Origin of the sequence: Microbispora sp. NPDC088329, from assembly GCF_040685655.1 — a bacterium.
Classification (GTDB): domain Bacteria; phylum Actinomycetota; class Actinomycetes; order Streptosporangiales; family Streptosporangiaceae; genus Microbispora.
The window spans coordinates 349,885-370,216 of the sequence record NZ_JBFBIP010000005.1 but is presented as its reverse complement, the minus strand read 5'-3'; the positions used below and the strand labels follow the sequence as shown (position 1 = coordinate 370,216).

Genomic DNA, 20,332 nt, shown 5'->3' with positions numbered 1-20,332 from the left:
GGGTTCGATCAGGCGAGGAGGGTGTCGAGGTAGGCGGCCCAGTGCGGGTCGGGGTCGACGGGCGCGACGCCCGCCCGCAACCGCTCGGGGGTCCCCGGCTCGTAGAACCGCTTGATCGCCTCCGCCAGCGCGCCGGCCGAGCCCGGCTCCACCAGCAGGCCGTCCACGCCGTCGCGTACGTTGTCGGGCAGCGCCCCGACCCGGGTGGCGATCACCGGCACTCCGTGCTCGTGACCGAGCCACACGTTCTGGCTGGCGGTCGCCGACCGGTAGGGCAGCACCAGCGCGTCGGCCGCGGCGAACAGCCCCGGCACGTCCTCGGCCGCCACGTATCCCGGCCGGATCTCGACCCGCTCGGCGAGGCCCAGCCGGGCGATCAGGGCGCGGGTGTCCTCCAGGCCGCCCCAGAACTCGCCCGCGACCGTGAGCCGTACGCCGGGCACCTGCGCGAGCGCCTCGAGCAACAGGTCGAGCCCCTTGTAGGGCCGGACGATGCCGAAGAACAGCAGCCTGTCCCGCGGCTCGCGGCCCGCCGTCCCGCGCGCGCCGCGCGCGGGCAGGTGCGGCGCGAGGGCGGCCACCCGCACCGGCGCGGCGGTGAGCGCGCGGGCGAGGTCCGCCTGCTGCTCCGAGTGGGCGAGCACGCCGTCCACCCTGCGCAGCAGCGCCTTCATCAGCGGCCTGTCGTACGGCTTGGTCTCGTGCGGCAGCACGTTGTGACACAGCGCCACCACGCGGGCCCGGCGGCGCAGGCCGTACAGGATGCCGAGGTAGGCGGGCACCTGCACCGGGCTGAGCACGGCGAGGACGACGAGGTCGGCCCCGCGCGACCGCCGCCCGCAGGCCACCCAGCCGTCCGGCCGCCGCCAGTCGAGGTCGCGGCGCGTGTTCGCGTACGGCTCGCCCTCGGGGCTGTCGATCGTCTGCTGCCCGGGATACAGGAACGACGGGTACTGCGCCCGCCACGACTCGATGACCACGTCGTGGCCCCGCGCCCGCAGCCGGCGGGCCAGCTCGGTGGTGTGCTGCGCCCCGCCGCCCTTGTACGGATACGTCGGGCCGACGATCGCGATCCTCACACATCACCCCGAGATCGCACGATCAGGTCGGCCAGCAGGGCCACCGCACCGATCAGCATGCCGGATATGAAGATCACGATGGCGTTGCTCGTGAGGTAGAAGCCGTAGCGGATCACGTCGTACAGGCCCTTGACGAAACCGATGCCGACCAGCCAGAGCGCGGGCGGCATGAGCACCTTGAGCGGGTTGAAGTACATGACCATCCGCAGCACCTGCAGGATGTAGCGGTAGGCGTCGGAGACGAAGTTGAACTTCGACTTCCCGGCCCGCTTCGCATACTCGATCGGCAGGTAGTAGACGTCGTGCTGGTTCGACATGAACGCCAGCGTGATCGTCGTGACGCAGGAGAAGCCGGGGGGCAGCAGCCGCAGGTACGGCTTGGCGACCGACTTGCGGAAGGCCCGCAGGCCCGAGTTGAGGTCGGGGATCTTCTGCCCGGCCAGCCGCTCGGCCACCTTGCGGATGAACCACTTCGCCGGCACCCGCAGGACCTTGTGCGAGCCCTCCTCGGTGGTGCGCGCGCCCACGACCTGGTCGATCGTCTGGTCCTTCTCCAGGATCTGGACCAGCTCGGGGATGCGCTCGTTCGGGTAGCTCATGTCGGCGTCGGTCCACACGACGATCTCGCCGCGGGCCTCCTGGCTGCCGATGCGCCGTACGGTGCCCGAGCCGCCGTTGCGGTGGAACGCCCTGATCCGCATGTGCGGGAAGCGCGGCGCGGCCTCCTGCAGCCGCGCGAGCGTCTGGTCGGTGGAGCAGTCGTCCACGGCCAGCAGTTCGTAGGTGTATCCGCTCGCGTCCATGGCCGCGCAGATGCGCTCGACCTCGTCGATGACGTGGTCCTGCTCGTTGTAACACGGCAGGACTATCGTGACGTACGGGGTTTCTGCGGGAGTCACGGCGCTTCCAGAGGTCTCGGGCGTGGTCACGTCCGGCTAGGGTACTCTGCCCCGCCAAATCGCGGTCTCACTTCGCGGACGCCCGCACAGCCACCTGCCCCGCCGTCACGGGTGCGCGGGCTGACTTCGGGTCCGCCTGCCTGCCCGCCCGTCCGGAAATCGTATTGCCAGTCGCTCCGAGGGCCGCGAATACTCCTTGTGGTCATCTGCGCGGCGACAGCCGATGGAAACGACGGGGCGGGGTGCGCATGGCGCGGGCGAGGTTGCGGAGGCTGTACGCGGACGGGCGAGAGTTCGTGTGGACGGCCCGGATCGACTACGTGACAGGCGAGCGTGACTGCCACAGATGCGTCCGCCTTCGCGTATGGGGTGCCGGTGCCGGGAAGAACGGCCGCGTGCTCCACGTGGATCTGTTGTCCACGGCGGTCCTGCCCTGGGGGTGTGCGACCGACTCCGCCTATCCGACTCCGAAGGATGTGCGGAAGATCGTCGATCACGCCTTGACGCATGGATGGGACCCCGACCTCGTCGGGGGGACCTTCTTCCTGAGCGAGAGCGAACACGCCGGCGAGTTCGAACTGGACGGTTTCCTTCTCAGCGATCGCCTTCGGGACGACGGAGCGCCAGATCCGACCGAGCGGGTGTTCCGCGCCCGCGCGCGAGAGGCCTCGAAGCCCTGACCTTCCGATCCGCGGATTCCCGAACGGTGCGCCGCCGTCATACCGCGACCGGGAGACTCGGTGAGTCCTCACGGGGGCGCATGCCGCACCACCTTCACGACACCCGGCACACCGGCGAGCGCCCGCCGCACCCGGGCGAGGTCCCAAGAGCCGGCGAACCTGACGTGGAAGGCCTCCGGCATCAGCTCTACGTGGTAGAACTCCGGCCGGTCCACCCAGTGCACGTGACGCATGACGGCCAGGGCGTGCCCGGCGTCCTCGAAGTAGATCTCGTCGACGCCGGGCAGCGCCCGGACGCGGTCGAGCACGGCCCGCCGGTCGGCCGGGCCGCCCTCGCAGTCCTTCCGGTACAGCCGGACCGCCACGTCGGCCCTGCCCCACCAGGGGTCGTCCCGGTAGGACTCGACATGGAAGACCCCGGGCAGCCGCTGCACCTCGCCGAGGACCCGCCCTGCGGCGCCTCGGGAAGGGTCACCGCACCGACACCACCTGGGCGACGCCGGGCATCCGGCCGAAGAGCTTCTCCATATCGGCCCCTGCGGGCGGCCTGTCGAATTTCACGTAGAACGCCTCGGGCAGGGCTCGCGGCCCGACGCCGCTTCCGAGCCCGTTCCAGAGGATCCGCCGACTGTCCTCGAGCGCGTGGGCGGCGTCCTCGAAGTAGACGGCCTCCACTCCGTCGAGGCCCTTGATGCTGTCGAGCACGGCCGCCTTCTCGCGTTCGGAGGTCTTCGTACGCCCCCGGCACGGTTCGTAGAGGTCGCTTTCCTCAGGGCAGAGCTTGATCCCGATGTCGGCCATCCCCCACCAGAGGCTGTCACCGAAGATGTAGACGTTCGAGACGCCGGGCAGCGCCTCCAGGCGACGCCGGAGCGCGTCCCAGTCCCCGGGACCGAGATGGCCGGTATAGGACTCCGGCATGTCGTCGACTCCGGTCACGCTCGCGACCTTGAGGCCCGACGGGTCGTCGGACAGGCCTTCGCGGAAGCTCTCGAAGGCCTGTTCCTTCGACTCGAAGTGGAAGTCCCGGATCTGCGGAAGCGCGTGGAGCGCGGCCTCGATCGCCCGCCTGTCCTCGGTCGTGGCCGTGCGGTGGTGGCAGTTCGGCCAGACCTCGGTGCTGTTCCGGTCGCAGAGGTAGGCCGAGAAGGACCCGCTCTGCGGCCGGGAACCGTCCGGCGGGGGCAGCGGCCAGCCGGACCGCTCGTAGAACCGCCACCCGGCGATCCCGAGCGCGATGAGGCCGGCGAGGAGCACGACCACCAGCCCGGCGATGACGAGCGGCTTCCGGAGGGCGTACATCCGGAATGCCGGCTCCGGCCGCTCGTCACCGGAGGACAATTCCTCCATCGCAGGGGAATCCACACGCCGCACCCTAGATCTAGCCGCGCCCTGGATCTAATCGGTGGGTACGGTCATCCAGACGTCGATGGCGAGCGACCAGGTGCCGTTGGGCGGGTCCACCAGGGAGCGCTCGTCCTGCCGGGTGCGCAGGCTCATCACCCGGGTCGCCGGGCCGTACGCCATGAGCTGCTCGGGCTCGGCGGCGAGCAGCACGGGCACGCGGCCGGTGCGCCGGACGCCCTCGACCAGGCGCAGCACGTCGGCCGGACGCGGCACGTCGCGGCCGGGAACGTGGACCACCCGGGCCGTCGGCACCCCGCACTGGCCACGCACGACCTGCGTCAGCCGGTCGCCCGTGACGCGCTCGGCGACGAGCACGGAGGCGTTCGCCGGGATCGCGCGGCACAGACCCGCCACCGCTGCGGCCTCCCCCCGGTTGACCGGCGAGAACGCGGTGCCGATCGAGGTGATCGCGGGCGGGACCGCCAGCAGCAGCGCCCCCACCGCGACGGCGGCCCGCGAGCGTCCCGGACGGGCGGTGAACCAGCCCGTGCGCGCGAGCCGCCGCGAGAGCCACCGCAGGCCCCAGACGGCGAGCAGCACCAGCCCGGGGATGACGATCGGCACCAGCCTGCGGGACGCGAAGGGGTGGTCGGGGGTGATCGCCGGACGCCAGAGCGTCGTCACCGTCGTCCACCCGATCACGGCCAGCGGCAGCAGCCAGCCGAACTCCCCACCCCTGATCAAACGGCGCGCGAGCACGGCCGCCGCCACGGTCGCCAGCACGACGGCGGGGATCCCGGCGTACCAGAAGAGCCAATTCAGGGAGTGCTCGTAGTACAGCCGCGACCCGTCGCCGGGCAGGCCGTTCGCGACCTGGGTCTTCTCGATGAAGTCGGCCGTGAGCCGGTCCTCGGGCGTGACCGCGACACGGCGCACGGTCTGCACCCAGGGTCGTACGGCGAAGCCCGCCAGGACCAGCACGACCAGGGCCGCGGCGGCGTCCGGCAGCCACCGGGCTCCCGTAGGAAGCCGGCGCGCGCGGGCGGCGATCCAGGGCGCGAGAGCCGTGCCGGCGACCGTGAGCACCACGACGACGGCGCAGATCGCGAGCAGGGGCATGAGCGAGCCCGACAGATACTCCAGGTAGGGCCGGGCGAGGACGTAGCCGCCGGTGAACCCCCACAGACCGCCCACGACCAGGCCGGCCAGCAGGGGCACGCCCAGCCGCCCCTCGGGGAAGGACCTCGCGCGGGGTGTCCGCCGGAGCGCGATGAGCACCCCCGCGAAGGCGAGCACGGGGAGCACGTCGCGCAGTCCGTCGATGCGCACCAGCAGCGCCAGCCCGAACGACAGCCCCGCGAGCGCGGCGGAGGCGAAGCCCGCGGCGGGTGGTGCCGCTCCGAGCGCGGCCCGGAGCCGGGCCCGCGCGTCGAGCAGCAGATTCATCCCGCCGAACAGCAGGATCAGCGAAGGGATCTCGCTGAACGTCGTCCGCGACGTGTAGAGGATCGGCAGGCTGACCGCGAACACGAGGGCGGCAAGAGGCGCCCAGCGCGCGCCCACGAGCCGCGCGGCGGTCCCGGCGACGGTGAGCACCGCGAGCGCGCCCAGCACGGGCGGCACGAGCAGCAGGCCGGGGACGCCGCCCAGCCAGTGGCCGATCGCGTGGATCATCGGCGGCCCGGCCATGAACTGCGGGGCGATCCCGCCGTCGACCGCGTAGAACCCCATGCTGTCGAAGCGCAGTGAGGGGTCGGGGCCGCCGAAGTCCCCCACGGGGACCGGCAGCGACCCGTGCCGGGCGAGCCACACGGCGTACTGCGCGTAGGTCGACGGATCACGCCGGATGATCAGTTGCTCGCCGTGCAGGAGTCCGTTGAACACCCCCGACCCGAGCGCCACGGCGAGTGTGGCCGCCGTCGCCCACCGGTGCCGTGCGGCGCTCCCGGGCAGGCCGCGCAGGCCGTACGCGCACAGCAGGAGGGCGGCGGCGCCGCCGAGCAGCGCCATGGGCAACGGCCGGAACCATCCGAGCAGCAGCAGCGGAAGCCCCGCGAGCAGCCACCCGTTCAGCGCGAGCGCGGGCACGACGGAGACGGCCGCGAGCGTCCTGCCCGCCGCCTCCTGCTCCCGTGGCAGCCGTGAGTGGCCGGATCTGTGCACTGGAATGCACCCGAGACTAGCGGTCCGTCCCGTAGCCCGGCCTTCACCGGGCGACCCGGCCGCCGCGCGCGTCGCCCTCGTCCACAGGCATGAGTCGTCCACAGGCGCGGGTTGTCCACAGGCAGGGGCGGGGCTCGCACGGGGCTTCCGGGGAGCCGGTAGCGTACGCCGGGAGGCAGGCGGGGGGGCGCATGAGGGTGTCGGACAGCCGGGGCTCGGCGCCCTGGCCGGAGCGGGACGAGCCCCCGCACGGGCCCCCGCGCGAACGCCCCGGCCCCGCCCGACACCGGCTGCGCGGGCGTCTGGCGCCCCGCGACCCGTTCCACCCTCTGGCCTGGGCGCGTGCGGATCTCCCCATGTGGGCGCGCCGGCATCGGTGGTTCCTCGTGGTCTTCGGGCTGGGGGCGCTCCTGCGGCTGGTGACCGCGCTCGGGTACCGGCCCGCGCTGTGGTTCCCCGACTCCTACACGTACGTCGTGACGGCCATGCGGCCGAGGCCGGACCTCGTCCGCCCGGCGGGCTACTCGATGTTCCTGAGGCTGCTGGAGGCGTTCCACAGCTTCGCCCTGGTCGTGACCGTCCAGCACATGCTGGGTCTGCTCGTCGGCGTGATGCTCTACGTGACCGTCCTGCGACGCGGCGGCCCCCGGTGGGCGGCCGTCCTGGCCTGCGTCCCGGTGCTGCTCGACGCGTATCAGATCGAGCTGGAGCACCTGCTCGTCTCCGACTCGCTGTTCACGTTCCTGGTCGTGGGTGCGGTGTGCCTGGCGATGCGCCGCCCGCTGACGCCGCGCTCGGCCGCCGCGCTCGGTCTCGTGCTGGCCGCCGCCACGCTGACCAGGACCGTCGGGCTGCCGCTGATCGCGGTCTTCGCGCTCTTGCTACTCGCGTACGGCGTGCGCCGGGCGAGCGGAGCGATGCGCCCGGGCAGGGCGGTGGCCAGGCTCACCGTGCCCTTCCTGGTGGCGGCGCTGCTGCCCGTCGCGGGCTACGCGGGCTGGTTCTACGCGACCTACCAGCGCGTCGGGCTGGTCGGCTCCAACGGTGTCTTCCTCTACGCCCGCACGATGTCGTTCGCCGACTGCTCGGTGATGAAGCCGCCGGCCGACCTCGCCGTGCTGTGCGACTCCCGGCCTCCCGCGTCCCGGCCCGCGTCCCAGGAGTACATCTGGAACGCGCAGTCCCCCCTGGTCCGGCTGCCCGGCATCACGTTCACCGAGGAGACCGACGCCCTGGCCGGGAGGTTCGCCTCTCTCGCGATCCGCAGCCAGCCGCTCGACTATCTGGGCAGCACGCTCGCCGAGCTCGGCAGGTCGTTCACACCGGGCCGGCCCGTCTACCCCGATGCCGAGACGTACGGGTACTACGAGTTTCCGGCGACCGTGCCGCCGCCGCCCGGGCGGCACCCCGCGGTGGTGGGCAAGGAGTTCGCGCAGCGTTACGAGCGTGGCTCCCTCACGGTGCGCATCTCCGAGCCGTTCGCGGGCGCGATGCGGGCCTATCAGGACGTCGCGCGACTGCCGGGCACGCTGCTGCTGGCGATCCTCCTGGTCCCCCCGGCCGCCTGGGCCGTCAGGGCCCTGCCGGCGCGCGTGTCCCGGAGGGCACGCACGACCCGCGCGGCGTACGCGGGTCCAGAGCCCGCGAGCCGGCCCTCTCAGAACCGGCGCGCTCAGGACCGGCCCTCCTCGGGACGGGCCTCGCCGAGGTACGCCCCCGGGAGTTGGGGCATCGCCTGGGTGACGGCCTGGGCGCTGCTGCTCGTCCCGCCCGCCACGGCCCAGTTCGACTACCGCTACGTCCTGCCCGCGGTGCCGCTCGCCTGCCTGGCCGCCGCCCTGTCCGTTCGGGGGCTCCACCGACGGACCTGACGGCTACGACCTGGCCAAACGGCCCACACAACATCAAATTCAGGTAAAGGCAAACTCATTCTCATACCCAAAATGTCGGCGTTTAGTATGCTCTGCCCCTGGATCAGGGGGGCGTGGCACGGCGTGATCGCGGCCCGGATCCTCCCAATCGCGGCGCCCGCAGACGCTCTCGTGACCTACCCTCGGAGCGCGACGTGTGATCGCCAGGCAAGGAGGACAAGTGTGCGAGCGAACCAGTAATCCTTCCGGCCTCTCGCCCGCTCCTCCGGTCACCACACACCGGCGTCCGGCTGCCGATTCCCGGGCGGGCGCGCGGTGAGCGAGCGCAGGCGCGTCGCCGCGCGTACCAGTCCTCCGCAGGCTCCGTCCGACCAGAGAGTCTGGGGTCCCCCGGACGCCGGCTCGTACGACGGGGCCTTCGAGCCCCCGCGAGGCCGCGGATCGGCCCCGGCGCCCGCCGGGTACGCCGACATGCCGGTGGCCGCCACCCCCGCCGGCTACGCCGAGATGCCGGGGAGGCGAGGCGGGCAGCGCCCGCCCCGGGACGACCACCCTCCGGAGGTCTACGACGAGGGACGCCGCCGAGGCGGGCGGCGCGCCGAGCCGAGCGGTCCGCCCGAGCCCCCGTACGACCCCTCGTACGAGGAGGAGCCGCCGCGGCGACGCGGCCGCAGGCGCGGCGGCGACGAGGAGACCGGCCGCAACCCGGTCCCCACCGCACCCACCGTCGCGAGCCGTGCGGCCGGGGGCGGCGCTCTCCCTCCGGACGGCAGGCCGCCTCGCCGGCGTGGCGGAGGCGGTGGCGGCGGCCGGTCCCGCCTCGGGATCGGCGGATGGATCAGCGTCGTGCTCACGTGCGTGATGGTGATCGGCACGCTGACGGCCTACAAGGTCTACCGGAGCACCATCGGCCTGTTCAACGTGGGCAAGTCCGGCGACGACCTCGACAAGAACCGCCCCGTCAACGAGACCGGCGCGATCAACGTGCTGCTCGTGGGCTCGGACACCCGTGCGGGAGACAACAAGAAGTACGGCCAGCACCTGGTCAACGACGGCGAGCGCACCGACACGATCATGCTGCTGCACGTGTCGCCCAACCGTGACGGGGCGACGCTGCTCAGCTTCCCCCGCGACTCCATGGTGATGATCCCCGCCTGTTACAACAGGAACAGGACGGTCGTCCCCGCGCATCTGGGCATGATCAACTCGGCGTTCTCCGACGGCGGGATGATCTGCACGCGCCGGACCATCGAGAGCCTCACCGGGATCCGCGTCCACCACTACGTGAAGGTCGACTTCACCGGCTTCAAGAACATCGTGAACGCGCTCGGCGGCATCGAGATCTGCCTGCCGCAGGCCGTCAACGACAAGAAGTCGAAGCTCACGCTCCCCGCCGGCAAGCAGACCGTGAAGGGCGAGGCGGCGCTCGGCTATGTGCGGCTGCGTTACGGCCTCGGCGACGGCAGCGACATCTCCCGGATCAAGCGTCAGCAGGTCTTCATCTCCCAGGTCGTGAAGAAGGCGACCAGCAGCGCCCTGCTCACCGACCTCGGCAAGCTGCAGAACTTCATCGCCGCCGCGGCGAGGTCCGTCACCATGGACGACGCGCTCAACACCGAGGAGCTCCTCAAGATCGCGCAGAGCGCGCAGAAGCTCTCGGCGAAGGGCTTCAAAGCAACCACCGTGCCGTGGGAGCCGTACGTCGCCGACAAGAACCGCGTCCAGTGGAAGCAGCCGGCCGCGGGCAACCTCTTCAGGGCCATCGCGAACGACACCGAGGTGGCCCCCACCGCCTCCGCGAGCCCGGCCGCGTCCGCCGCGCCCTCGGGGCCGGTGGTCACCAAGCCGCAGCAGGTCAAGGTGCAGGTGTTCAACGGCACCAACACGAACAACCTGGCCAAAGAGGTCGCCGAGGAGCTGACCGGGCTCGGCTTCAACGTCGTCGGCGTCGGTGACGCGAGGAAGCCCGGCGGCATCGACCAGCCGAAGACCATGGTCCGCTACACCGGTCAGGGCTGGAACTACTCGAAGATCCTCGTCGGCAAGCTGGTCAACCCCGTCAGCCCGGAGACCGGCAAGGTGGCGAGCGGCATAGTCACGCCGTTCACCCCGTCGTCGCCTCCGCCGGACGCACCCAAGGGCAAGGTGCGCGGGCCGATCATCCAGCTCGTCATCGGCGCCGACTGGAAGGGTGTCCGCTCCCCCATCAACCTGGGCGACAACGTCGTCACCTCCGACACCAACCCCTGCGCGAGCTGACCCACGTCGCGCCCTGCCCACCACCCGGCCGGGGCTCCAGGCCGACCACCTTGGCGGCGGAGCCCTGGCCCGGTCCGCGTCCGGCGGCCTGACAGAGGAACACGACAGGTGTCACGTTGGTTACGTTCGGCCCCAGAGGCGACATCAGCGTTCAAGAACGTTAGGGTGAGCACCTGGCGAACGCGCCCTGTTCGCCCGTTCGGGCTGATGCGCCGGGGCGCCTTCGCTAGTGTCCGAAAGGACGCGGCGACGCACCCCAGGTCGTAGCCGTTCCCCGAGCCTCCAACAGATAGCTGAGCGTTTCTCCCGTGAGTGACCCCCGCCATCAATCCCCGGTTCCCGGTTTCCCCCAGGGCGTCGACCCCGATGCCGAAGAGGCTCCCACCGGAGTGATAGGCCGCATCACCGGAGAGTGGCCCGCCCCGGGCGGCGGTCTGCCGCAGCGGGAGCCGAAGACCGCGGACCGCCCGCAGACACACGGCCGCCAGACACACGAGCCGCAGACACACGAGCCGCATGAGCACGGGCGACACGAGGGCGGTCTCCCGGCGGCCGGCGACGAGAGCCCGGCCGCGCCGCCGCACGGGCGCCATGAGAGCGGCGAGAGGGCCGAAGAAAGCGCGGCGGGCGCGACAGCCGCGGCCGCGGAAGCGTTGAGCGCCGAAGGCCCGGGTGCCCCGTTCACCGGTTCCGCCCCCGCCGAGGCCGCGCCGCACGACAAGGCGTACGAGCAGCCGTACGAGAAGCCGCCCCTGCCCACGCGCAAGCCGCGGAGCGCGGGGGACCGGAGTGCGGCGTCCATCGGTTCGGCGTCCATCGGTTCGGCGCCCGCCGGCTCCGGGACGCAGGACAAGCCGTACGAGAAGCAGCCCCTGCCCGTACGGAAGCCGCGCAAGCCGGGTGCCTCCCGCCTGGGCATGCCGCCCGCGTCCGCCCCGCAGCCGGACGGCTTCGACTACTTCTCCGCGGGCCGGGACCTGGACCGGCGTAACGCGGAACCGCAGGGCACACCGCCCATGAGCGCCGCCGAGGGCCCCGCATGGCCGCAGGCGTTCCCCGACAACGGTCCCCGCAACCTCTCCGACGCCTTTCCCGGCGTCGGCCGGCGGTCGCCGGGCGGCGCACGAGACGGCTTCGGCTCCCAGGACGGCGCCGACGTTCCCACGCCTCCCTTCGGTGACTCTCCCGCCTTCCCCTCGCCGGCCTTCGGTGCCGGGCCCGAGCCGCTGGGAACGAGGTTCCCCGGTTTCCCAGAACCCCCCGGCTTCCCCGAACCGCCCGCCTTCCCAGAACCGCCCGCCTTCCCCGAGCCTCCGGCGTCCGCGGCCGGCAGGACGGCGAACCCCTTCCTGGACACCCCCCCGTCCGGTGCGGGCCCCGCCTTCCCGCCGGACGATCCCTTCGGCGCCGTTCCGTTCCCCGATACCGCCCCCGGCCCGCGCGGCGGGCGCGGCGTGCCGGACGCCTTCCACGCGGCCGCCCCGGCGGCCTTCAGCCCCGCGCCCACGCCGGACGCACCGGCCCACGCATGGCCTGGCCAGGACGCCGATCCCGCGCAGTGGGATCCCTGGCGACGCTCCTCCCCCGACGGCGCCGACGGTGTGAACGATCCCCGCCAGACCGGTCCGCTCGGCAGGCCGCTGCGCGCTCCGCTGCCCGCCTGGGCCGAGGCACCCGTCCGGCCGGACGACCCGTTCGCGCGAGGCACGGGACAGCGGGACGGGCTGGAGGACGAGCCCGAGCCGGAGCCCGCTCCCCGGGCCAAAAAGCCCCGCGACCCCTACCTGGACAACGTGAAGTTCGTCGGCATCGCCCTGGTGCCGATCGGGCACTCGCTGGTCCCGACGCTGGCGGCCGACTCCTCCCGGGCGGCGTATCTATTCATCTACGTCTTCCACATGCCGCTGTTCGTCATCGTCAGCGGCTACCTTTCCAGGAACTTCTGGAACTCCAACGCCAAGACCAACAAGCTGGTCGACACGTTCCTCGTGCCGTACGTGATCGTCGAACTGGGGTACGCCCTGCTGCGCACCGCCTTCGGGCACAAGTTCAGCCTCACGATCATGGACCCGGCCTGGTTGAACTGGTATCTGCTCGCGCTGCTGTTCTGGCGGCTGTCCACACCCGTGTGGAAGCGGATGAAGTACCCGTTCGTCATCTCGATCGCCGTGTACCTGTTCGCCGGGTTCTCCGAACTGTCCGGCGACTTCAGCATGGACCGCTTCTTCGGACTGCTGCCGTTCTTCGTCCTCGGCCTCGTGCTCAAGCCGGAAGTCTTCGACTTCCTCAAGCAGCGCTGGGTGAGGGTGCTGTCGGTGTTCGTGCTGGTGGGCGCCGCGGGCGTGGCGATCTTCCTGGTGAAGAACTACTCGATCAAGCTCGGCCCGATCTACTACAAGGACAGCTACAAGGACCTCCACCTGGTCTGGTGGAAGGGCATGCTGCTGCGCACCGGCCTGCTGGTGGCCGCGCTGGCCATGTCGGCGGCCGTGATGTCGCTGGTCCCCCGGCGCCAGACCTGGTTCACCGACCTCGGCACCCGCACGCTCTACTGCTACCTGCTGCACGGCGTGCCCGTGATGATCGCCAAGGAGATGGGCTGGCTCAGCTTCTCCTGGCTGTACGGCCCGCTCGGGGTGGCGGCCATCGCGTGCTCCTGCTTCGCCCTGGCCATCGTGCTGTGCCTGCCGGTGACCCGTAAGGCGTTCAAGTGGCTGCTCGAACCCCGGCTGGTCTGGCTGTACAGAAGGCCGAGCGGGCAGGTGCCGCAGCCGGCGAACACCGGAAGTTAAGCCTCATTTCGGGAGGCATTCACTTCGCACATCCGGTCACTTCGGATGACGCGGTCAGCCTCCCCATATGAGGGTATGCGTCGGCACGACAGTCCATCACCCGGAGGACGCGCGGATCACCCACCGGCAGATCCGGGCGCTGCTCGACGCGGGGCACGAGGTGACCTTCGTCGCGCCGTTCACGCACTGTAACGTGACGCCGCGGCCGGGCATCCGGGCCGTCGACGTGCCGCGGGCGGTGGGCCTGCGCCGGGGAAGGGCGCTGCGGGCCGCCGCCTCCGCCCTGCGCACGGCGGCGCGGGACGCCGACCTGCTGCTCGTGCACGACATCGAGCTGCTGCTCGCGCTGCCGCGCAGGCGGCCTCCCACGGTCTGGGACGTCCACGAGGACACGATCGGCGCGCTGGGCGCCAAGACGTACCTGCCCGGGCCGTTGCGGAGCGTCCTGCCGCCGCTGATCCGCGCGGTGGAGGGCCGGGCGGAGCAGCGGCTCCACCTCATCCTCGCGGAGGAGTCCTATCGTGAGCGCTTCCCCGGCGCGCATCCCGTGGTGCCCAACCACACGTACGTACCGCCGGCGCCGCCCCCGCCGCCCGGGGACTCCCGCATCGTCTACGTGGGTCACATCTCCCTGGCGCGCGGCGCGGCCGAGATGGTGGAGATCGCCCGGCGGCTCCGGCCGTACGGCGTCCGCCTGGACCTGATCGGACCGGCGGACGCCGCGGTGCGTCCGATGCTGCGTGACGCGCAGCGCGCGGGGCTGCTCGACTGGTTCGGATACGTCCCCAACACCCACGCGCTGCGGATGGCCGAGGGCGCCCTGGCCGGGCTGTCCCTGCTGCACGATGTGCCGAACTACCGCGAGTCGACGCCCACGAAGGTCGTCGAATACATGGCCCGCGGCGTCCCCGTCGTCACGACCCCGCTGCCGAGGGCGGCGTCCCTGGTGGGCCGGGTCGACTGCGGGACGATCGTGCCGTTCGGCGACGTCGGCGCGGTGGCCGACGCGGTCGTGCAGTGCGTGCTCCGCCTGCGCGCGGATGCCGAACGGCGTGCCGCGATGGGCGTCCGGGGCTACGTCGAGGCGCTGAACCACTACCACTGGCCGGCCGTGGCCGGGGAGTTCGTCGCCCTGCTGGAGCGCTGGGCCCAGGCGCCGAACCACGTTCCGGCCCTGAGCCCCGGCCGTACGGTCCCGGCCTGACCGCCGCTCAGGGCCGGCGGGACGCGGCCAGCAGGCGCAGCCCGGCGACGGCGAGGCCGGCGGCCTGAGTGAGCGCGCCCGCGACCTCGAACCACTCGGTGCCGGCCACGAGCCCGATCACGTGCAGCGGCGGCCACGCCATGATCGCGACGGCGGCCCAGAGCGGCACCACGCGGGCACGGAGCAGGGCCAGCCCGAGCAGCAGCGTGCCGACCAGGTTGCCGAGCACGAAGAGCAGGAACACCCAGACGGCCGACGGGTCGCTCTGGGCGCCGTCGAGGACCGCCGCGTAATCAGCGAGAGGACCCCCGCGCTCGACCATGACGGTGGCGGTGATCCCCGAAAAGGCGACGGCGAAGTAGCAGATGTATCCGGCCGCCATGAGGGTCGCGCCGAGGAAGCCGAGCCTGCTGCTCCGGTCTCCGATGAGGCGCCTGGCGCCGAGGACCGCCGGGACCATGAGCAGGCTGCCCAGCATCGCGGCGACGGTGGCCAGGCGCATCTCGCCGGGGTGAGCCGCCGTCAGCGCCAGCGCCTGCGCGCCGGTGGCGTCGCTTCCCCCGTGGCGTGTGGCCCAGGCGTACGTCGCGTTGGCGACGACGAAACCCAACGGCGCGGTGAACAGCGCCAACGCGAGCGGCGCATGACGAGTGTGCGGCGGAGCCGTGTCCATGACTCTCCTTGGGCCGGGACGGGGTCAGGCGTGGGAGCGCAGGGCCGGGGCGAGGAACGCGACGCATGCGAGGGTGAGCACGATCCCGGCCGCGGCCACCGCGATCGCCGGCGCCGGGACCCCGTCGGCGAAGAACGCCGGCACCGCGGTGAGCGCCGACAGCAGCCTGGTGACGATCACGGCCACCACCCCGGCGCGGCTGCCGCGCCAGGCCGGCACGACGCCCACCACGGTGATCAGGCCGAGTACGCCGTCGGCCAGGGCCACCGCGAACGGCGGGTGCTCGCCGTCGCCGAACGGCACGGAGATCACGTCGATGAGACCGAACAGGCCGGCGATGACCAGGCCGGCGACGAGAAGGACGGAGCGTTTCATGGGCTTCTCCTGAGCTGCGGGATACCGATGTCCGCAGTGTGCGCGCGCCGGCCCCGCCGGCGGATCCGGGCCGCCCCCGGTCCGATCTCCGTGCTGGCACGTATTCACCCCGGCCGCCCCGCGGCCTACGGTGTGCTCGTGGCACTCCCCCGTCTGCTCGCCTACGCCGCCGCGATGCTGGTGTGCGCGCTGATGGGCGCCCCGGCGGTGCTCGCCGTCGCCGGCGACGGGACGGTGGCGCCGGACGGCATGGCGCTGGTGATCGGCGTCGCGCTCACCCTGCCCTCCGTCGTGCTCGGCATGCTGGTCGCCGCCCGGCGTCCGCGCAGTGTGGTGGGCCTGCTGCTGGTGCTGGCCGGTGCGACGACCGTGTACGTCGCGGTGGGCGAGTCGTACGCGAGCCTGGCCGTGCGGCGGGGGCTGTTCACCGAGGTCTACGCCGCGCTGTCGCAGGGCGACTGGATGTTCCTGTATGTGCCCGCGGCGCTGCTCATGCTCGTCTTTCCCGACGGACGCCTGCCGGGCCGGCGCTGGCGCTGGGCCGTCGCCGGGCTGCTGGTCGTGCCCGTGCTGTTCATGCTGATCGCGGCATGCGTCCCCGAGGCGTATCAGCCGCCGTTCGAGAACACGCCGCACCTGCTGCGGCCTCCCCGGGCGTACCTGCCGGTCCTGGAGGTCGTGGGGGTAACGCTGCTGCCGGTCTTCCTCGGGCTGCTGATCACGTCGGCGGCGGCGATGGTCATCCGCTACCGGCGGGCGGCCGACGAGGTGAGCCGGGCACGGGTCAAGTGGTTCGCCCTCGGTGCCGGTTTCCTGCCGCTCACGCTGCTGCTGTGCTGGGCCGGTTACCTGTTTTTCGGCGGCCCCGACCTGGCGGTGTTCGGCCTTTCGGCGACGGCCGTGGCGATCCCGGTGTCGACTGCGATCGCGGTGCTGCGTCACGACCTCTACGACGTCGACCGGGCGATCAGCGCGGCGGTCACCTACGGCCTGGTGACCGCGGTCCTGCTGGCCTTCTACATGGCCGCCTCGTTCCTCGTCGGCTTCGGCGCCGGGCGCGGCTCGCCCGTCGTGGCGGCGGCCGCCACCGCCGTCTGCGCCGCCGCGCTCTCTCCCCTGCGTGTACGGCTCCAGCGCCGGGTGGACCGGCGGCTCTACCCGGCCAGGCAGGCCGTGCTGACCGCCGTCGCGCGGCTGCGTGACCGCATGCACGCCGGGCAGGCCCGGCCGGAGGAGCTGGAGGCGGCACTGCGTGACGCGCTGCGCGACCCGGACCTGCGCGTCGGCTACCGGCTGCCCGGCGCGACCGGGCTGGTCGACGCGAGCGGCGCCCCCGTCGATCCCGGCGACTCCCCCGTGACACCCGTGCGGCTCGGGGGCCACGAGATCGGTGCGCTCGTGCGCGGACGAGCCGGAAGCCGGGAGCTGCTGCGCGAGGCGGCAGACGCGAGCGCGCTGCTCATCGAGGTGGTGCGGCTGCGGATCGAGGTGAGCCGGGCGCTCGACGAGGCCGAGGCCGGCCGGACCCGGCTGCTGCACGCCGGTTACGAGGAGCGGCGGCGGCTCGAACGCGACCTGCATGACGGGGCCCAGCAGCGCCTGGTGTCTCTCGGCATGGCGATCCGGCTCGCGCAGCGTCACCTCGGCGGCGGCACGGCCGGCGTCGACGCCCTGCTGGACGAGTGGGTGGCCGAGCTGGCCGCCGCGGTCACGGAGCTGCGGCAGATCGCGCACGGCCTGCGGCCGAGCAGCCTCGACGACGGTCTCGGCAACGCGCTGGTCATGCTGGCCGGGAAAGTCCCGGTGCCCGTGGCGCTCGACGTGTCGGCCGGCGACCTGCCCGACGACGTGGCGATGACCGCCTACTACGTCGCGAGTGAAGCGATGACGAACGCCGTCAAACACGCCGGTTCCGCCGCGATCGGCGTCCGCGTCAGCCGGACCGCCGACCGGGTCACCGTACGGATCAGCGACGACGGGCGGGGCGGGGCCGAGATGCGGCCGGGGGCCGGGCTGGCCGGCCTGGCCGACCGGGTACGCGCGGCGGGCGGCGCGCTGCGACTGTCCAGCCCGGAGGGCGGCGGGACGACGGTGGAGGCGGTGCTGCCGTGCGCGTCGTGATCGGCGAGGACTCCGCCCTGTTCAGGGAGGGCCTGGCCCGTCTGCTCGCCGACGCCGGGCACGAGATCGTGGCGAAGGCCCATGACGCCCCCGGGCTGGTCGCCGCCGTGGACGCCGCCGCTCCCGACCTGGTCATCGCGGACATCCGGATGCCGCCCGACCACACCGACGACGGCGCGCGGGCGGCCCGGCGGATCCGCGACGCCCACCCCGGCCTCGGCATCGTCCTGCTCTCCCAGCACGTCGAGACCCGGCACTCCGTCGATCTGGTGTCCCGCGGCGGGTTCGGCTACCTGCTCAAGGACCGGGTCTTCGACGTGGACGACTTCCTCGACACGCTGCGCCGGGTGGCGGCGGGCGGTTCCGCGCTCGACCCCGAGGTCGTCTCGCGTCTCATCGGCGTACGCCGGGCCGCCGACCCCCTCGCGTCGCTCAGCGCGCGCGAGCGAGAGGTGCTGGCGCTGATGGCGGAGGGCCGGACGAACGTCGGCATCGCCCGGCGGCTCTACCTGACCGACCGGACGGTGGAGACCCACGTCAGCTCGATCCTCGCCAAGCTCGGCCTGCCCGGCACTGAGGAGGACCACCGCCGCGTGCTGGCCGTCCTGCTCTACCTGAACTCCCGGACCTGACGCAGCCGCCGCTCGAGGAAGGCCCGCTCGGAGGCGTTCCGGGTGCGGGCGATCGCCGTCTCGTACGCCCGCGCGGCCTCCCCCGGCCGAGCCGCCGCAGCAGGTCGGCCCTGACGGCATGGAACAGGTGGTAGCCGTGCAGGTCGAGACCGTCCACGAGGGCGAGCGCGGCCTCCGGCCCGTCCACCTCGGCCACCGCGACGGCCCGGTTCAAGGCGACGACAGGGTTCGGGGCGAGGGCGAGCATGTGGTCGTACAGGCTCAGGATCTGCCTCCAGTCGGTGGCGGCGGCGATCGGCGTGGACCGCGTTGATCGCCGCCTGGATCTGGTAGGGCCCCGGCCGGCCGCGCCGCAGGCACGCCCGCACGATGTCCTGGCCCTCGGCGACGAGCGCGCGGTCCCACCGGCCGCGGTCCTGCTCCGCCGGACGGGGTGGTGCGGGCGTCGCGCCGCGCGTGGACGAGCAGCATGAGCGCGAGCAGCCCCATCACCTCCGGCTCGTCGGGCATCAGCGCGGCCGGCAGGCGGCCGAGCCTGATGGCCTCCGCGCACAGGTCGTCGCGGGCCAGCCGGTCGCCCGCGCTCGGCGTGTGCCCCTCGGTGAAGATCAGGTAGACGACGGCGAGCACGGCCCTGAGCCGCTCCGGCAGGTCGGCCTCCCGCGGGACGCGGTACGGGATCCCCGCGTCGCGGATCTTGGCCTTGGCCCGGACCAGCCGCTGGGCCATGGTCGGCTCGGGGACCAGGAACGCCCGCGCGATCTCGGCCGTGGTGAGGCCGCCGAGCAGGCGCAGCGTCAGCGCGACCCGGGCGGCCGGGGCGAGCGCGGGATGGCAGCAGGTGAAGATCAGGCGGAGCCGGTCGTCGTGCACGGCACCCTCCTCGGCCGCTTCGTCGTCGGGGTCGTCAGGGGCGTGCAGCAGGGCCGCCCGCGCGTGCCGGTCCGCACGCAGGGACTCACGCCGGTGGCGGTCGATCACCCGGTTGCGGGCGGTCGTGATGATCCAGCCGGCCGGGCTCGGCGGTGTCCCGTCGCGCGGCCACCGTCGGTGACGAGCTCCTCCCCGTCGCGCACCCGCACCACGGTCGCCGTGGCCGGGTCGTGCAGCCCGCCGGAGAAGACCCACGCCCCCGCGGCGCGCAGTTCCTCGTTGAGGACCGCCAGGTCCCGCATGATCGGCTCCAGGACCTCCGGCGGGGGCGTCCCGCCGTCGGGCTGCTGGATGCTGAGCAGATAGTGCCTCATGGTCTCGTCCGCTTCCTCGGCGAGGCCCGCCCGGCGCGGGCCCGTTCACCTTCTACACGAACGGCCGCCCCGGAAATCGACATCAGGACTGGCACAACCTTGCCGCCGTACGGCTGTCGCCCGGCCGCCGGGCTTGCTGTACTGGAACCATGGCAAGCCATGTCGTCCAGGGGCGCAGGGTCGAGACGCCGGTGGAGGTCCGCGACGCGTCGGTCTGCCTCGCCGCCTTCCTGGTGCGGGCCGACGCCGCCCGCGCCGTCCTCGCGTACTCCAGGATGGACGTCACCGAGGTCCTGCCGGGCAAGGCCCTGTGCTCGCTGGTGTTCGTCCGTTACCACGACTCCGACCTGGGCTCCTACAACGAGTTCGGGGTCACCTTCCTCGTACGGCCGGCCGACGCGGGCCCTCCGCCGAGACGCGGTCCGCTGGCCGGGCTGAGGGACCTGCGCGGGGCGGGGTCGGGCGCCTTCGTCCACTGGCTGCCGGTCGACCAGGCGTTCACGCTGGAGGCCGGGCGGGTTATCTGGGGCTTCCCCAAGGAGCTGGCCGACGTGGACCTGCGGCTCGGCTCGCCGTACAAGCGGTGTCTGCTCCGCAGGGACGGCCGGATGGTCGTCGATCTGCTGGTCAGGCCCGGCGTTCCGGCGGCGCCCGCGCCGCTGCTCGGCGCGGCCCTTGCCGCGCCGGACGCCTACGCCCACCTGGACGGCGTCACCCGCCGCATCCCCTGGACGGCCCGCGCCCGGGGCATCCGCTGGCGGCCGGGCGGCGCGCTCATCCGGCTCGGCAACCATCCGATCGCCAAGGAGCTCAGCGAGCTCGGCCTGCCCCGGCGGGCCCTGATGACGGCCACGGCCGAGCACGTGTCGATGGCGTTCGAGGAGCCGGGACCGGCGTGACGCCCCGCCACCCGAGCCGCTGACACCTATGGTCACGAGCCGCAGCCCGCGAGACGGGCGACGGCGTATGCGGTCCCGGCCGAACACCGGT

Annotated in this window: 17 protein-coding genes; 8 read left to right on the top strand and 9 right to left on the bottom strand. The window is 72.7% G+C overall.

From position 1 onward, the window contains the following. Positions 1 to 8 precede the first annotated feature (8 nt). Together AB0O28_RS13770 and AB0O28_RS13765 are read right to left on the bottom strand one after the other, a co-directional pair. Positions 9 to 1,079, bottom strand: a complete 1,071-nt coding sequence (locus AB0O28_RS13770; RefSeq protein WP_363639775.1) for a glycosyltransferase family 4 protein — start codon at positions 1,077 to 1,079, stop codon at positions 9 to 11. After that, positions 1,076 to 2,008 carry a glycosyltransferase family 2 protein gene (locus AB0O28_RS13765; protein ID WP_363639773.1) on the bottom strand — a complete coding sequence of 311 codons (933 nt, stop codon included), beginning with the start codon at positions 2,006 to 2,008 and terminating at the stop codon, positions 1,076 to 1,078. Before AB0O28_RS13765 ends, AB0O28_RS13770 begins: the two co-directional genes overlap by 4 nt. Before the next feature lie 374 nt (positions 2,009 to 2,382). Here AB0O28_RS13765 and AB0O28_RS13760 point away from each other — a divergent pair, with 374 nt between their 5' ends. Beyond that, positions 2,383 to 2,658 carry a hypothetical protein gene (locus tag AB0O28_RS13760; RefSeq protein ID WP_363639771.1) on the top strand — a complete coding sequence of 92 codons (276 nt, stop codon included), beginning with the start codon at positions 2,383 to 2,385 and terminating at the stop codon, positions 2,656 to 2,658. A 68-nt stretch (positions 2,659 to 2,726) separates the two neighbouring features. Here AB0O28_RS13760 and AB0O28_RS13755 read toward each other — a convergent pair whose 3' ends face one another. The 3 genes from AB0O28_RS13755 to AB0O28_RS13745 are packed head-to-tail and all read right to left on the bottom strand — an operon-like array spanning position 2,727 to position 6,168. Continuing rightward, a complete protein-coding gene (locus AB0O28_RS13755; RefSeq protein ID WP_363639769.1) occupies positions 2,727 to 3,092 on the bottom strand; it encodes a permease-like cell division protein FtsX in 366 nt (121 codons plus the stop codon). 37 nt (positions 3,093 to 3,129) lie between these two features. Next, on the bottom strand, positions 3,130 to 4,023 hold the full coding sequence (locus AB0O28_RS13750; RefSeq protein WP_363639767.1) for a permease-like cell division protein FtsX: 894 nt from the start codon (positions 4,021 to 4,023) through the stop codon (positions 3,130 to 3,132). Positions 4,024 to 4,056: 33 nt separating this feature from the next. Next, positions 4,057 to 6,168, bottom strand: a complete 2,112-nt coding sequence (locus AB0O28_RS13745) for a hypothetical protein (RefSeq protein WP_363639765.1) — start codon at positions 6,166 to 6,168, stop codon at positions 4,057 to 4,059. A gap of 191 nt (positions 6,169 to 6,359) precedes the next feature. Between AB0O28_RS13745 and AB0O28_RS13740 the strand changes: the two genes are divergently transcribed. The 4 genes from AB0O28_RS13740 to AB0O28_RS13725 all read left to right on the top strand — a co-directional run bounded on the left by AB0O28_RS13740 (position 6,360) and on the right by AB0O28_RS13725 (position 14,294). After that, a complete protein-coding gene (locus AB0O28_RS13740) occupies positions 6,360 to 8,039 on the top strand; it encodes a hypothetical protein (protein ID WP_363639763.1) in 1,680 nt (559 codons plus the stop codon). A 315-nt stretch (positions 8,040 to 8,354) separates the two neighbouring features. Continuing rightward, the gene (locus tag AB0O28_RS13735; protein WP_363639761.1) at positions 8,355 to 10,298 is read left to right on the top strand and encodes an LCP family protein; all 1,944 of its coding nucleotides are present in this window, start codon (positions 8,355 to 8,357) and stop codon (positions 10,296 to 10,298) included. Between the two features lie 308 nt (positions 10,299 to 10,606). Then, positions 10,607 to 13,090: an acyltransferase family protein gene (locus tag AB0O28_RS13730; protein WP_363639759.1), complete on the top strand. Its 2,484-nt coding sequence runs from the start codon at positions 10,607 to 10,609 to the stop codon at positions 13,088 to 13,090. A 67-nt stretch (positions 13,091 to 13,157) separates the two neighbouring features. Further along, on the top strand, positions 13,158 to 14,294 hold the full coding sequence (locus AB0O28_RS13725) for a glycosyltransferase family 4 protein (RefSeq protein WP_363639757.1): 1,137 nt from the start codon (positions 13,158 to 13,160) through the stop codon (positions 14,292 to 14,294). Positions 14,295 to 14,301: 7 nt separating this feature from the next. Here the strand turns inward: AB0O28_RS13725 and AB0O28_RS13720 are convergent, their stop codons facing one another. Together AB0O28_RS13720 and AB0O28_RS13715 are read right to left on the bottom strand one after the other, a co-directional pair. Further along, complete coding sequence (locus AB0O28_RS13720; RefSeq protein ID WP_363639755.1) at positions 14,302 to 14,967, bottom strand: hypothetical protein; 666 nt, start codon at positions 14,965 to 14,967, stop codon at positions 14,302 to 14,304. 24 nt (positions 14,968 to 14,991) lie between these two features. Further along, positions 14,992 to 15,342, bottom strand: coding sequence for a hypothetical protein (locus AB0O28_RS13715; RefSeq protein ID WP_363639753.1), 351 nt, complete (start codon positions 15,340 to 15,342; stop codon positions 14,992 to 14,994). A gap of 138 nt (positions 15,343 to 15,480) precedes the next feature. On the opposite strand from AB0O28_RS13715, the gene AB0O28_RS13710 reads away from it, so the two are divergent. Continuing rightward, positions 15,481 to 17,463 (top strand): histidine kinase, encoded by a 1,983-nt coding sequence (locus AB0O28_RS13710; protein WP_363639751.1) that lies wholly within the window; start codon positions 15,481 to 15,483, stop codon positions 17,461 to 17,463. Continuing rightward, positions 17,451 to 18,095, top strand: a complete 645-nt coding sequence (locus AB0O28_RS13705) for a response regulator transcription factor (RefSeq protein WP_363639749.1) — start codon at positions 17,451 to 17,453, stop codon at positions 18,093 to 18,095. The genes AB0O28_RS13710 and AB0O28_RS13705 overlap by 13 nt, the downstream gene beginning before the upstream one ends. A 261-nt stretch (positions 18,096 to 18,356) precedes the next feature. On the opposite strand, the gene AB0O28_RS13700 is transcribed toward AB0O28_RS13705, so the two are convergent. Both AB0O28_RS13700 and AB0O28_RS13695 read right to left on the bottom strand, forming a co-directional pair. Continuing rightward, complete coding sequence (locus AB0O28_RS13700) at positions 18,357 to 19,076, bottom strand: DUF6596 domain-containing protein (protein WP_363639747.1); 720 nt, start codon at positions 19,074 to 19,076, stop codon at positions 18,357 to 18,359. Beyond that, positions 19,073 to 19,342 (bottom strand): hypothetical protein, encoded by a 270-nt coding sequence (locus AB0O28_RS13695; protein ID WP_363639745.1) that lies wholly within the window; start codon positions 19,340 to 19,342, stop codon positions 19,073 to 19,075. Before AB0O28_RS13695 ends, AB0O28_RS13700 begins: the two co-directional genes overlap by 4 nt. Before the next feature lie 149 nt (positions 19,343 to 19,491). Between AB0O28_RS13695 and AB0O28_RS13690 the strand changes: the two genes are divergently transcribed. Next, the gene (locus AB0O28_RS13690; RefSeq protein ID WP_363639743.1) at positions 19,492 to 20,241 is read left to right on the top strand and encodes an acetoacetate decarboxylase family protein; all 750 of its coding nucleotides are present in this window, start codon (positions 19,492 to 19,494) and stop codon (positions 20,239 to 20,241) included. Positions 20,242 to 20,332 lie beyond the last annotated feature (91 nt).

Excerpts from the sequence above, each read along its gene's own strand:
- AB0O28_RS13740 (WP_363639763.1), top strand. The coding sequence starts at position 6,360 with ATGAGGGTGTCGGACAGCCGGGGCTCGGCGCCCTGGCCGGAGCGGGAC.
- AB0O28_RS13725 (WP_363639757.1), top strand. The coding sequence starts at position 13,158 with ATGAGGGTATGCGTCGGCACGACAGTCCATCACCCGGAGGACGCGCGG.
- AB0O28_RS13720 (WP_363639755.1), bottom strand. The coding sequence starts at position 14,967 with ATGGACACGGCTCCGCCGCACACTCGTCATGCGCCGCTCGCGTTGGCG.
- AB0O28_RS13715 (WP_363639753.1), bottom strand. The coding sequence starts at position 15,342 with ATGAAACGCTCCGTCCTTCTCGTCGCCGGCCTGGTCATCGCCGGCCTG.
- AB0O28_RS13695 (WP_363639745.1), bottom strand. The coding sequence starts at position 19,342 with ATGAGGCACTATCTGCTCAGCATCCAGCAGCCCGACGGCGGGACGCCC.
- AB0O28_RS13690 (WP_363639743.1), top strand. The coding sequence starts at position 19,492 with ATGGCAAGCCATGTCGTCCAGGGGCGCAGGGTCGAGACGCCGGTGGAG.